The sequence below is a fragment of the Pseudarthrobacter adonitolis genome, assembly GCF_055412845.1.
Map to the genome: position 1 here is coordinate 36,859 of NZ_JBVAYW010000008.1, position 13,213 is coordinate 50,071.

The following is a 13,213-nucleotide window of genomic DNA, read 5'->3' on the forward strand; positions in this document are numbered from 1 at the left end:
GAGAGAAGGGCCGTAGGGTTGCGTTCGCGAGCGCTTGTGGTCACCTACGCGGCGCAGTGGCCCTCCGCCGTCGCTTAGACACGGCACATAGGTGACGCTACGGTCGCTGGGCTCCCTATTTGCTGTGTCTAAGCGACGCGGAAGGGCCGGCTCCGGCACCCAAGCCGCACCCCGCGCAGGGCTACTCGCCGAGGACTTCCAGGGCTTCCATCCATTCGACTTCCAGGGCTTCGCGGTCGGCGGCGAGGTCTTTGAGTTTTTTGTTCTGGTCGGCGAGGGCGTCGAAGTCGGATTCTGCGGTGCTCTTGACCATCTGGTCGTGAATCTTCTTTTCCTGCTGCTCCAGTTTGCCCAGCTGGCGCTCGATCCGGTTCTTGGCCTTCCGGGCGTCGCGCTTTTCGGCTTCAGAGGAGCCGGAAGCCGCGGGGGCGGAGCTGCCACTCGGACCGGTGACGGGGTTGCCGCCGCCGGTGATGGTGGAGCCGGCAAGAGCCCCTTCGCGGAGTTCCAAGTACTGGTCCACGCCGCGCGGCAGGGCGCGGATTTTGCCGTCACCCAGCAGAGCCATCTGGTGGTCCGTCACGCGCTCCAGCAGGTAGCGGTCGTGGCTGACCACAACGAGCGTGCCCGGCCAGCCGTCAAGGACGTCTTCGACGGCGGCGAGGGTGTCGGTATCGAGATCGTTGGTGGGCTCATCGAGCATCAGCACGTTCGGCTCCCCCACCAACAGGCGCAGCAGTTGGAGGCGCCGGCGCTCACCACCGGACAGATCCCTGACCGGGGTCCACTGCTTTTCGTTGGTGAAGCCGAGCTGCTCCACCAGCTGGCCCGCCGTGAACTCCTTGCCGCCCACGTTAAAGGACCGCTTTTCACGCTCGATGACTTCGATAACGCGCAGGTCCGAGACGTCGTCGAGCTCTTTGACCTCCTGGGTCAGCACGGCGGTGACCACGGTCTTGCCGCGCTTGACCTTGCCGGATGACGGCTCAATTTGGCCGTTGAGGAGTTTCAGCAGAGTGGTCTTGCCGGCGCCGTTGACGCCCACGAGGCCAAGCCTCTCACCGGGGGCAAGCCGCAGCGTGATGTTGTCGAAGAGTTTCTGTCCGGGGTCGCCGCCGAGGAAGTCCAGAGAGACGTTCTCAAGGTCCAGGACGTCCTTGCCGAGACGGGCGGTGGCCATCTTGCTCAGGGCTGTGGAGTCGCGCGGCTCGGGGACGTCGGCGATGAGGGCGTTGGCGGCCTCGATACGGAATTTCGGCTTGGCTGTGCGGGCCGGAGCGCCGCGGCGCAGCCAGGCGAGCTCCTTTTTAACGAGCTGCTGGCGCTTGCTTTCCACCACGGAGGCTGAGCGGTCACGCTCGGCACGGGCCAGGACGTAGGCCGCGTAGCCGCCGTCGAACGGGTCCATGATGCCGTCGTGGATTTCCCACGTCTTGGTGCAGACTTCGTCCAGGAACCAGCGGTCGTGAGTGACCACCAGAAAGGCGCCCTGGTTGGCCCGCCACCGGGTCTTCAGGTGCCTGGACAGCCAGGCGACACCTTCGACGTCGAGGTGGTTGGTCGGTTCGTCGAGCATGATGACGTCATGGTCCTCGATCAGCAGCTTGGCCAGCGCCACGCGCCGCTTCTGCCCGCCGGAGAGGGCGTGGACGTTGGCATGCCAGTCGACGTCGGACACCAGGCCGCCCATGACTTCGCGGATCTGGGGGTTGCGGGCCCATTCGTAGTCGGCCTGGTCGCCGACGATCGCCGCGCCGACGGTGAGGTCGCCGTCGAGCACGTCGCTCTGGTCCAGGTAACCGATGTTGACTTCGCTGCGCTTGGTCACCCGGCCGGAGTCCGGGGTTGAGCGCATGGCCAGCAGGCGCATCAGTGTGGATTTGCCGTCGCCGTTCCGGCCCACCATGCCGATCCTGTCACCTTCCTCGAGTCCGAGGGTGATGCCGTCCAGGACGGTGCGCGTTGCGTACGAAACCGTGAGGTTTTCGCCGCCAAGAAGGTGTGCCAAGGGGACTGCTTTCTGCTGCTCAGTAAGGAAAGGGGCTCTTAAAGGAGGGTATCGGAGATGATGCGCGCGCCGGGCACTGGCCCGTGGACAGCCAATGCTGTCAGACCGTAGTGCCGCAGGTCCTCGGCCAGGCTTTCGGCTGCTGTCGGACTATGCGTCAACAGTGCCACGGTCGGTCCGGAACCGGAGACAATCCCGGCGATGGCGCCGTGGGACTCGCCGATTCCCAGCGTATCGCGGAGCGCGGGGGCAAGTTCAATGGAGGCCCGCTGGAGATCGTTCACCAGGACCCGGCTCAGGGCATGGGCGTCCCCGCTCCGCAGCGCCTGCAGGATCTTGGGATCCACGGCCGTGGGCTCGGCGATGTCCAGCCCTTCGGCCTCGCGGAGCCGGTCCAGGGTGCGGAAGACCTCGGGGGTGGGCAGTCCATAGTCCGCTGCCACGAGGACCCAGTCGGTTTGGGCTTTGGCCAGGGCCGGCGATAGGTCGTCGCCAACGCCGAGCCCGACGGCGGTTCCACCGAGGAGGGAGAAAGGGACATCGGCACCCAATTCGGCGGCCAGATGTGCCAACTCGTCCCGCGACAGCCCGCTGTTCCATAGCGCATCGCAGGCCAGCAGGGTGGCTGCGGCGTCGGCCGAGCCGCCGCCCATGCCCCCGGCAACGGGGACCCGTTTGGTGATTTCAAGGTGCACTCCGGTGGAATGCTCGGAGACATCGGCCATGATGGCTGCGGCCTTGTAGGCCAGGTTCTTTCCATCCAGCGGAACATCCACGCCGTCCAGGTCCAACGTGCTCTCAGGGCTGATGCTGACGGTGATCCCAGGCGCCTCCGTACTGGTGGCAGCCACTTCCTCATAGAGGGAAACGGCCAGGTAGACGCTGGCAACGGAGTGGTAGCCGTCCGCGCGCAAAGGTCCCACGTCCAGGGAAACGTTGACCTTGCCTGGCGCCTTCACCCGTACCGTCCGTGCGGGAAACTTCCCGGCGGGTGCCTTCACGACCCGGCCTCTCGGGCTTCGGCAATCCGGGCGAAGGCGTGGATGTCAAGGACTTCGCCCCGGGCCGATGGCGCCACTCCGGCGGAGATGAGGCAGCGCTCGGCTTCGGGTGCTCCGCCGGCCCAGCCGGCCAGGGCAGCCCGCAGCGTTTTCCGGCGCTGGGCGAAGGCGGCGTCGATCACGGCGAACACCTGCTCACGGGTGGCAGTTGTTTCAGGCGGTTCCCGCCGCGTGAAGGCCACAAGTCCGGACTGGATCTTCGGCGCAGGCCAGAAGACGTTCATCCCGATCACCCCGGCCTTGCGCATGCTGCTGTACCAGGCAGCCTTTACGGAGGGCACCCCGTAGGTCTTTGATCCTGGCCCCGCGGCCAGCCTGTCGGCAACCTCGTCCTGGACCATGACCAGACCGTGCTGCAGGCTGGGAAAGTGCTGGAGCAGGTGCAGCACCACCGGCACGGCCACGTTGTAGGGCAGGTTTGCCACGATGGCGGTGGGCTCAACAGGGAGGGACGTCACCTTCATGGCGTCCGCTTGGACCAGGTGGAAAGCGCCCGCCGCTTCAGGCCGCCAGGCCTTGACGGTTTCGGGCAGCTTCGCTGCCAGGACAGGGTCGATTTCGACGGCGACCACCGTCTGCGCGGCGTCCAGCAGGCCCAGGGTGAGCGAACCAAGGCCGGGCCCAACTTCCAGCACGGTCTCTGTGGGCCCGATGTTGGCAACCGAGACGATCCGGCGGATGGTGTTGCCATCGATGACAAAGTTCTGGCCCAGTGTCTTGGTGGGCCGGATACCGATTTCTTCGGCCAGCCGGCGTATGTCGGAGGCACCAAAGAGGGGTGCGGGCGCGGCGGCAGTCGGTTCAGTCACCTAGGTATCCTATCCCGGCCGCTGTGACGGGCCATCCGCTTTCCGGGCGGATCATGCGTGTTACGCGGTGTGCGTTTCCGCTTAACGGCAGCGGCCGGCCCCGGGACAATCCGGGACCGGCCGCTGCCTTCTGCTTGCCTGGCGGCTGTGGTCAGCTGCCGCCAGCGCAGGTGCTCATTGCTGCCTAGCTCGTAGCGGCCCAGCCACAGCCCCACGGCTGCAGGCCACGCTGTGCGTACACGCGGTTGGCGATGTCGATCTGCTGCGCCTTGGTGGCGAGGCTGGCGTTGGGGGCGTAGGCGCCGCCGCCCGAGCCGGTCCAGGTCTGGATGTCGAACTGGAGGCCGCCGTAGTAGCCGTTGCCCGAGTTGATGGACCAGTTTCCGGTGGACTCACACTGGGCGATCTTGTCCCACATGGCCTCGTTCATCATTGCCGGGGCCGCGGCGCCGGTGTTTGTTCCGGCGGCGGCTGCTGGCTTTGCCTTGGTGCCTACCGTGACCTTTTCAGTCACGGGCTGCACGGAAACAGTTTCGGAGACCAGGGTCCGCGAGGCTTCACGGCCATCCACCATCACCAGTTTGTAGCTCTTGTCCACCTTGCCGGCCACGCCGGCCTGGGTGACCTCTTTCTCGCCCTTGAGAAGCTCAGCGCTCTCAGTGGTCATGCTGTCGAAAGCAACATCTTCGGTAGTGGCCGCGGTCTGGCTGGTATCCACCCGGGAGACCTTAACCACCATGTTGTTGACCACGTGCGCGTTTCCGGGCTGGGAAGTGCGGTCGTCGACGCCGAGGGTGATGCCTGCGTCTTCCAGCACCTGGGCGACGGTCCCCGCGGTGGTGGTGGCCGTGGCGGCCTTGCCGTCTGCGACAATGCTGACGGTCTTGGGCGTGGAGATGGAGACAAAGGACCCGGCCACCGCGAGCTGGGCTTCCTTCGGGACGGAAACGGAGGAGGCGCTGGCCACTCCGAGTTCGGTGACGAGGCCTGCAACATCCGGCGCCGTTGTGTTGACGGTCTTTTCAGAACCGTCCAGGCTGACTTTCACGGCCTTGGCCATGTTGACGTTGATCACGGTGCCGTGCTCCACTTTGGCGTCCGCCGAGGGCGAGAGGCGGTCAGCCGGCTTCAGTTCTACGTTGGCGCTTTTTACTACCTGGCCCACGGTGCCGCCGAAGGACTGGACCGACGTCACTTTTCCGTCGACATTGAGGGTAACGGTTTTGTTATTTCCGACGAAGGCCACGAGGCCCAACACCAGCGCGCACAGCACCACAAGTTGGGTGCCGACCTTGATAAAACTGAACTTGCCGTCCGTTGTGAAGAGCTTGACCACGATTGCCCGTAACTTTAGATCCGTCCGGGCACGGGGAAAAACGCAGTGAAATAGCCGGCGCGTGACCCTGGGGACAGCTCCGGGCACCGTTGCGCCGCCACACTCCGTGCGCGGCAGACAAGGGGCACGAAAGCCCAGCTTGGTCCTGCTGCGAATGAAGTGAAATTATCCGAAGGCCTTCCCCGACCCCGGCTAATAGTTCTCCACTGTAACCGTAGCGTTATAAAGCGGCCAAGAATTTTACATACGAGGTATGCGTATCGAATGATCCGCCGAGGCCCAAATCAGTCCCACGAACCGTACGCCCGCACGGTATTTTCGCTAATCCGGGTGCAGAGCTCCGCGAGGTCAGTTCCTGTCACTTCGGCCATGGCGCGGACGGTGTACGGCACCATGTAGCAGGCGTTGGGACGGCCGCGGTGCGGATGCGGAGTCAGGAACGGAGCGTCTGTTTCCACCAGCACCAGGTCCGGGTCTGCCACCGCCAGCGCGGCGCGGAGGTTAGCCGCATTCTTAAAGGTCAGTGTGCCGGCAAAGGACATGTTCCAGCCCGCGGCGTTGCAGATCCTGGCGAGCGCCTCATCACCCGAGAAGCAATGAAACACCACCCGCTCCGGGGCCCCCTCCTCGCGCAGGACCTGCACAACGTCGTCGTGCGCGTCGCGGTCATGGATCTGCAGCGTCAGGTCCAGGCGCTTGGCAATATCGATATGCCGCCGGAACGAATAGCGCTGGTGGGCCAGGCCTTCCCCTTCGGTGCGGAAGAAATCAAGGCCGGTCTCGCCGATGGCCCTGATCCGGGGATGAGCGGCCAGTCGCTCAATCTCCGTCAGCGCATCCTCCAGCTCGCCGCGCCTGGCATAGTCCGGGGCGTCGTTGGGGTGCAGTGCCACTGCCCCCAGCAACCTGCTGTCCAGGTCAACGGCGCGGACCGTGAACCGGGAGGACTCCAGGTCGCAGCCCACCTGGACAGCTCCCTGCACTCCGACGGCCTGGGCCGCATCCATCGCCGCGGCGATGCCCACGGGACTCCCGCCGTCCGGGAAATCCAGGTGCGTATGGTTGTCCATCACTGGGACCGGCAGCGGCTCGGGCGCCGGCGGATAGTCCTGCCGAGCCTGCCGCCCGGCTCCTGCTGCGGCGCCGGCTGCGGCGCCGGCGCCGGTGTGGGCGGCATCTGCAGGGCCCGCCCCGGCGGCACGGTAGGCGGCGGGAATCAGCGAATTGCACATCCCTCAAGCCTAGCGGCGGCGGATCCCCGCAGAATTCCCGGAACGCACTGTCAGCCAGGGCAGTTATGTTAGTAGGCTGGTTAGAACAGATGCGAACGCCCACCGCCAGGGCGAAGGCAGGCCTGCTGTCCCGTTCCGGGTGATCCCCGGGCTGAAAGGTTGCAGATGGACTCCCACCGCCGCACCGCCGTCAATGAGGTAACCCCTGCCAGCCGGAGCTTTACCGCCGTGACGGAGCAGGCGGGCCACCTCAACGGTCACAAGGCAGCCGCCATGGACGCCGAAGCATTCCACTCGGCCAGCCATCGCATCCTGGCCTCGATCAACACAGTCATCGACGGAAAGTCGGATGCGGCCAGGCTCGCCCTGACCGTGCTGCTGGCCCAGGGCCATCTGCTCCTGGAGGACGTGCCAGGTGTGGGCAAGACACTCCTGGCCAAAACCCTCGCACGGAGCATCGACTGCACGGTCAGCCGCATCCAGTTTACTCCCGATCTGCTGCCCTCCGACGTGACGGGCGTGTCCATCTACAACCAGGCGTCGCGGCTGTTCGAGTTCCGCCCGGGTGCCGTGTTCGCCAACATCGTCATTGGCGATGAAATCAACCGCGCGTCCGCCAAGACCCAATCCGCCCTCCTGGAGTGCATGGAGGAACACCAGGTGACCGTGGACGGGGACTCGTACAAACTCGACGAACCGTTCATGGTGGTGGCCACCCAGAACCCGATCGAGATGGAAGGCACCTATCCCCTTCCCGAGGCCCAGCGGGACCGGTTTATGGCGCGGATTTCCATGGGCTATCCGGACAAGGACTCCGAGATCGAAATGCTGGAGACTCATCAGGCAACCTCCCCGTTGGCCAGTGTCTCCGCTGTGGTCACCGCGGCGGACGTCGCAGCGATGATCGCCACGGTCCAGCAGGTTTACGTATCCCAGGCCGTCAAGGAATACACCGTCTCCGTAGGCCGCGCCACGCGCGAAAGCCCCCTGCTCCGGCTGGGCGCCAGCCCACGCTCCATGCTCCAGCTGCTCCGGGCTGCGAAGGCCACGGCGGCCCTGGACGGCCGTGATTTTGTGCTGCCCGACGACGTCGTAAGCGTGGCGGAATCCGTGCTGGCCCACCGCATCATCCTGGACCGCAAGGCGGCCGGCGCCGGCGAGACCCCGCACAGCGTCATCCGGGGCGTTCTCACCCGGCTCCCGGTGAACCAGGACCCCGTGAACAACCCGGCCCGGTCATCGGCCCCGCCGGCCGGATTGCGCCGGAACCACTAGGCAGGGCTGTCACATGGCGCTGCGTGACCGACTGCCCCGACACCTGTTCAGCCAGCGCGGCTGGGGGCTCCTGGCCGCCGGCGCCGTCTGCCTGTTGTCTGCGCAGATCATGGGGCGGCGGGACCTGCTGAGCCTGAGTGTCCTGCTCATCGTCCTTCCCCTGGTTTCGCTCGCCGGAATCAGGCTCCTCAAGCCCCGGTTCCAGGTTTACCGCGAGTTCACCCCGTCCCCGGTGGAGACCTCCGCCGCCACCACAGTGCGGCTCGCCGTGGCGCGGACCGGTTCCGGTGGCGGCCGGGCGATCATGGAGGAACGGCTGCCGCCACGGTTCGGCGAATCCCCGGCCTTCCATTTTCCCGCCCGCTCAGCCAAGGGCGGGACCAGCAGGTACGAATACCACTTGCGCTCCACCAAACGCGGACAGTACCTGATCGGCCCGGTATCAGCCGAGTTCACTGATCCGTTCGGGTTGTCCCTGCACCGGCGGTCAATTGACGACGGCGACACGCTCACCGTGACGCCCGCCGCCGTCGAGCTTCCCGTGACGGGTCTCGCGGGAGCCCGCGGCAACGACGGCATCACAGCAACCCGTACCCGCGCCAACCCCAGCGACGATGACGTCATGACCCGCGAATACCGCCCGGGCGATCCCATGCGCAGGGTGCACTGGGCAGCGACCGCCCACCACGGCGCCCTGATGGTGCGCCAGGAGGAATCCGTCACGACGCCGGAGGCCACCCTCATCCTGGACCAACGGTTCGCGGCGTATTCCGGGGGTCACGGCTCCGGTTTCGGGGGCAATGCGGCCGTGGACGGCCACGAAATGATCACCAGCGGCACGTTCGAGTGGGCCGTGGTGGCCGCGATCTCCATCTGCACGCACCTCTCGGAGCGGAACTATGCTCTCCGCCTCCTGGACCCCCGCGGCGAACCCGCGTTCCTCCGTTCCCCGTCTGCGCCGGAACCGGAGGCGGAAGAGTTCAGCGGAGTGTCCGGGCTCAAGTCGATCGCCGAAAGCCTCGCTGCCATCCAGCTCTCCGGTCCGCACCACGCTGCCCGGGACGCCGGTGGCCAGGATGCCGGACCGGCTGTTTTCGACGATCACCTGATGGACAAACTCTCGGCCCACCGGATGCGGGGGCCCCTTATTGCTTTGCTCGGCAGGATCTCTCCGAGCGAGGCCAGAGCCCTCGCTCCGGCGGCGGGTTACGGCGCAAATGCCTTCGCCATCATCGTTTCCGACAGGCCGGCGGATTCCGAGGACTCTTTGGAGACCCTCCGCCGGGGCGGCTGGAGGGCAGCGGCGGTGCCAGCCTCGGTTTCAGTCCCGGACGCCTGGACCCACTTCGACCAGGTTGGTGCTGCGCCCGCCACGGCAGCGGCAGACGTGCGCCGCGGAGCGGGGGTGGGGCGGTGACGCTGGCACCGGAACGCCACGCGTCCCGCGAGCGGGCAGCCACGGGCACCCCGGGACAGGTCCCCGCATGGACGCGGGTCGGGGCGCACCCCTGGGCCATGGCCGGTGCCGTCGCCTTGTCCGTGGCCGGCGCCGCGATTTCCCTCAACGGCGTCCTGCGCGGTTGGGCCTGGTACTTGCCCATCTTGACCACGGTAGTGGTGGTCTGCCTGTCCATCGCCACGCTCCGCGCCCTGCGGGCCCAGCCACTCGTGGTGGCGGCCGGCGGCTTCGGGTCCCTGATCGCGATTCTCACACTGACATTCTTCCGGAGCACGGGCATTGCCGGTTTCATCCCATCCGGGGCAACTCTGGCCGAAGTGGACAGGTTCATCCGCAGGGCGAGCGAGACCGTCCTTGCGGAAAGTGCCCCGGTGGCTCCAAACGCAGGAATCGTTATGGTCAGCTGCGCAGCCCTGGGCCTGACAGTCATCCTCATTGATGCGCTGGCCGTGCCCCTTGGCATGCCGGCAACAACCGGGCTGGGCCTGCTGGCCATCCTGGTAGTCCCCGCCACCGTGAAGCCCCAAAGTGTGGGGGTTTGGGGCTTTATTGCCACGGTGGCCGGGTACCTTCTGATCCTCGCGTGCAGCCAGTGGTTTGCGCCGGATTCCCGCACATCAGCCGACAGCGGCCGGAATCCCGGCCAGCTCCGGCGGGCCGTGCTGACCGGAACCGTGGCACTGGTGGCAACCCTGGCGGGACCGGCGGCCATCCCCGGTTTCGACCACGGCACGTTTCCGCAGGGCTCCCGGCTGAACCCTTGGGGCGCCGGCACCGGCTTGAACCCCATGATTACCTTGGGAAACAGCCTGCGGGCACCGGCAGGAAGCGGTCGGATCACTTATGCCACCAATGCGGCGGGGCCGCTGTATCTGCGGTCCGTCACTGTTGACAATTTCGACGGCGAATCCTGGGGACCTGATGACCGGGACGCAGAGCGCCGCCCCGTGGCCGGACAGCTTGAGACGGGCTACGAGATCGTCGCCGGGGAGCAGCTCCGCCAGGTGACTGCTATGGATACGGGCACGTTCACCAGCCCGTACCTGCCATTGCCTTACGCCCCCGAATCAATCCGTGGGCTCAACGGTGCCTGGACATGGGACCCGGCCACCCTGGCCGTCAAGGGATCCAACACCACCTCGCGGGCACAGCAATACATTGTGGTGTCCTCGGCGCCAAAGCTCACGGCCGCCCTGCTCCAACAGTCGTCGCAGGCCGTGCGGGGAATCCCTGCCGACTTCACCAGGGTTCCCGGCAACGTCCCGGACATCGTCCGCAGCACGGCTGACGCGGTGACGGCTTCCGGTGACACACCCTTCGCCAAGGCCATGGCCATCCAGAGGTACCTTCGCTCAGGGGAGTTCACCTACTCGCTCCAGTCACCCGTCCAGGGCGGCTACGACGGTAACGGACTCTCGGTGCTGGCCGATTTCCTAACCCAGAAGAGCGGATACTGCATCCATTACTCGTCCGCGATGGCCGTGATGGCCCGCCTGGAGGGTATCCCCAGCCGCATCGCGGTTGGCTACGCGCCGGGCCGCACCACCGGTTCCACGGTTTCAGTGGCCGGGCAAGGTGCACTGCCGGAGTTTGAGGTGGACGCCCGGGATGCCCACGCCTGGCCCGAACTCTACTTCCAGGGATTGGGGTGGGTGCCCTTCGAACCCACGCCGTCGCGTGGTGTTATACCCGCGTACGCCACGGAAACCAGCACCCCTGGTTCCCCCGGTTCGCTGGAAAGCAACGACGACCTTCTTCCCGGCGCCACCGCCCCGGCCCCCACGCCAAGCGCCACGGCCGTGCCCCTCCCCGGCGCAGGTGGCGGTGCGGCGGACCTCGGGCAGCGGGTTCTGCCATGGCTGCTGGGGACAGGGGCCGCGCTGGGCCTGGTCCTCCTGGTGGCCTCGCCACGGCTCGTGAGGATGGGGCGGCGTGCCCGGCGGCTCCGCACCGAGGACCGGGCGCGGGAGGACGTGATTCCGCTGGCGTGGGCTGAAATCCGTGACCTCGGAACCGACTACGGGCTGCCACCGGAATCCAGCGAAACAGCCCGAACGTATTCCGCACGGCTCCGCCAGTCATCGCTGCTCGGCGAAAGTGGCGGCACGGATGACGCCGCGCACCAGGCCATACGCAGCCTCACCTCCGACTTCGAACGCCGGCACTACGGCCCACCTGTCCAGGACATAGCCGGCCGCAGCAGGACCGGGGCGATTGCCCCGCGCATCGCGGCGGTGCAGCAGTCCCTGCGTGCCAACGCCTCGCTCCCCCTACGCCTCCGTGCCGACTGGCTCCCACCGTCGGTTCTGGGAGGGTGGGCCTGGCTCCTGGCTGCCCCGTTCAAGGGGCTCAACAGGCTGGCGCGCCGGACGGCAAAAGCCGCCGCACGCTCCTGGTCGAGGGCGCGCGGCGGCTTGTTCCGGCCGCGGGGTAGCCAATAGCGGCTCGCCGCAGCGGCTACCTACGGGCGTGGAGTAAGGGCTGACCGGAGGGTCATCCTGTCAGCCGGAGGACGATCCGTTCAGCCGGCGTAGGGGTCCGCGATGCCGATGTACTGGGTGTAGAGGTATTCCTCGATGCCTTCGAGGCCGCCTTCACGTCCCAGCCCGGACTGCTTGACGCCGCCGAACGGTGCGGCGGCGTTGGAGATGACACCGGCGTTCAGGCCGAGCATGCCGGTCTCAAGCCGTTCGCCCATCCGGATGCCGCGGTTCAGGTCGCGTGTGAAGACGTACGCCACCAGCCCGTACTCGGTGTTGTTGGCCAGGCGGATCGCTTCGTCCTCGGTGCCGAAGGTGATGATCGGTGCGACGGGGCCGAAGATTTCCTCGGACAGGATCCGGGTGCCTTCGGTGACGCCGGTGAGGATGGTGGGCGGGTAGAAGTAGCCCGGTCCTTCGGCCGGGGCGCCGCCCAGGACAGCCTTGGCGCCGGAGGCCACGGCGTCGGAGACCAGCTCATGGACCTTGTCCCGGCTCTTCGCATCGATCAGCGGACCCACCTTGGACTCCGGCTCCGTACCCCGGGCGGTGGTCATCTCACCCATTTTCGCGGCGAACTTTTTGGCGAATTCGTCGGCGACGGACTCGTGGACGATGAACCGGTTTGCCGCGGTGCAGGCCTCGCCCATGTTGCGCAGCTTCGCCAGCATGGCGCCGGCGACGGCGGCGTCCAGGTCCGCGTCTTCGAACACCACGAACGGGGCGTTGCCGCCGAGTTCCATGGAGGTCCGCAGCACCGTCTCGGAGGCGTCCGAAAGAAGGCGGCGGCCCACTTCGGTGGAGCCCGTGAAGGAGAGTTTGCGCAGGCGCTGGTCCTTGATCAGCGGGCCGGTGGTGGCGCCTGCCGTGGACGTGGGAATGACGTTCAGGACTCCGGCCGGCAGGCCCGCTTCCTGCATGACCGCGGCGAACAGCTGCGACGTCAGCGGCGTGAGGTTGGCGGACTTCAGCACCATTGTGCAGCCGGCCGCGACGGCAGGAGCGATCTTGCGGGTGGCCATGGCCAGCGGGAAGTTCCACGGCGTGATCAGCAGGCACGGGCCCACCGGTTTCTTGGTCACCAGCAGGCGGGACTTGCCGTCCGGTGAGACCGAGTAGCGGCCGAAGGCGCGGACGGCTTCTTCGGAGAACCAGCGCAGGAACTCCGCGCCGTAGGTGACCTCGCCCCGGGCTTCGGCCAGCGGCTTGCCCATTTCCAGGGTCATCAGCAGCGCGAAGTCCTCGGCACGCGCCGTGACCATCTCAAAGGCACGGCGCAGGATTTCGCCACGTTCACGAGCCGGGACCTTCGCCCACGGCTCCTGGGCAGCGGCAGCCGCGTCCAAAGCAGCCTTGCCGTCTTCGGCGCCGGCGTCAGCGATGCTGAGGAGGACCTTGCCCGTGGCGGGGTCTTCGACGTCGAACGTCTTGCCTGACGCCGCCGGGCGCCATTCGCCGTTGATCAGCAATCCGGTGGGAACAGAGGCCAGCAGCTCGCTTTCGCGCTCCGCGGTAACGGCTGGCTGTGCGGTGACAGTCACGGTGACTCCCTC

9 protein-coding genes are annotated in these 13,213 nt (G+C 66.8%); 3 read left to right on the forward strand and 6 right to left on the reverse strand.

What is annotated here, in order from left to right; genetic code table 11:
• Positions 1-181: 181 nt before the first annotated feature.
• The 5 genes from ACZYZ4_RS10605 to ACZYZ4_RS10625 all read right to left on the reverse strand — a co-directional run bounded on the left by ACZYZ4_RS10605 (position 182) and on the right by ACZYZ4_RS10625 (position 6,446).
• Entirely contained in the window at positions 182-2,008 is a 1,827-nt protein-coding gene (locus ACZYZ4_RS10605) for an ABC-F family ATP-binding cassette domain-containing protein (protein ID WP_463860646.1), read from the reverse strand.
• A 38-nt stretch (positions 2,009-2,046) separates the two neighbouring features.
• The gene (locus ACZYZ4_RS10610; protein WP_463860648.1) at positions 2,047-3,009 is read right to left on the reverse strand and encodes a 4-(cytidine 5'-diphospho)-2-C-methyl-D-erythritol kinase; all 963 of its coding nucleotides are present in this window, start codon (positions 3,007-3,009) and stop codon (positions 2,047-2,049) included.
• On the reverse strand, positions 3,006-3,878 hold the full coding sequence (gene rsmA / locus ACZYZ4_RS10615) for a 16S rRNA (adenine(1518)-N(6)/adenine(1519)-N(6))-dimethyltransferase RsmA (protein WP_463860650.1): 873 nt from the start codon (positions 3,876-3,878) through the stop codon (positions 3,006-3,008). Before rsmA ends, ACZYZ4_RS10610 begins: the two co-directional genes overlap by 4 nt.
• 184 nt (positions 3,879-4,062) lie before the next feature.
• Complete coding sequence (locus ACZYZ4_RS10620) at positions 4,063-5,214, reverse strand: resuscitation-promoting factor (RefSeq protein WP_463860652.1); 1,152 nt, start codon at positions 5,212-5,214, stop codon at positions 4,063-4,065.
• Positions 5,215-5,498: 284 nt separating this feature from the next.
• Positions 5,499-6,446 carry a TatD family hydrolase gene (locus tag ACZYZ4_RS10625; protein ID WP_463860654.1) on the reverse strand — a complete coding sequence of 316 codons (948 nt, stop codon included), beginning with the start codon at positions 6,444-6,446 and terminating at the stop codon, positions 5,499-5,501.
• A gap of 165 nt (positions 6,447-6,611) precedes the next feature.
• Between ACZYZ4_RS10625 and ACZYZ4_RS10630 the strand changes: the two genes are divergently transcribed.
• From ACZYZ4_RS10630 to ACZYZ4_RS10640, 3 genes are read left to right on the forward strand one after another with little or no spacing between them, the layout of a single operon-like run.
• Positions 6,612-7,721 carry an AAA family ATPase gene (locus ACZYZ4_RS10630; RefSeq protein WP_463860656.1) on the forward strand — a complete coding sequence of 370 codons (1,110 nt, stop codon included), beginning with the start codon at positions 6,612-6,614 and terminating at the stop codon, positions 7,719-7,721.
• Positions 7,722-7,734: 13 nt separating this feature from the next.
• Positions 7,735-9,138 carry a DUF58 domain-containing protein gene (locus tag ACZYZ4_RS10635; protein ID WP_463860658.1) on the forward strand — a complete coding sequence of 468 codons (1,404 nt, stop codon included), beginning with the start codon at positions 7,735-7,737 and terminating at the stop codon, positions 9,136-9,138.
• Entirely contained in the window at positions 9,135-11,621 is a 2,487-nt protein-coding gene (locus ACZYZ4_RS10640; protein WP_463860659.1) for a transglutaminase TgpA family protein, read from the forward strand. Before ACZYZ4_RS10635 ends, ACZYZ4_RS10640 begins: the two co-directional genes overlap by 4 nt.
• 80 nt (positions 11,622-11,701) lie before the next feature.
• On the opposite strand, the gene ACZYZ4_RS10645 is transcribed toward ACZYZ4_RS10640, so the two are convergent.
• Positions 11,702-13,201 (reverse strand): NAD-dependent succinate-semialdehyde dehydrogenase, encoded by a 1,500-nt coding sequence (locus ACZYZ4_RS10645; protein WP_463860661.1) that lies wholly within the window; start codon positions 13,199-13,201, stop codon positions 11,702-11,704.
• Between the last annotated feature and the right edge of the window lie 12 nt (positions 13,202-13,213).

Coding starts and splice junctions, on each gene's coding strand:
- ACZYZ4_RS10625 (WP_463860654.1), bottom strand. CDS start 6,446: ATGTGCAATTCGCTGATTCCCGCCGCCTACCGTGCCGCCGGGGCGGGC.
- ACZYZ4_RS10630 (WP_463860656.1), top strand. CDS start 6,612: ATGGACTCCCACCGCCGCACCGCCGTCAATGAGGTAACCCCTGCCAGC.
- ACZYZ4_RS10635 (WP_463860658.1), top strand. CDS start 7,735: ATGGCGCTGCGTGACCGACTGCCCCGACACCTGTTCAGCCAGCGCGGC.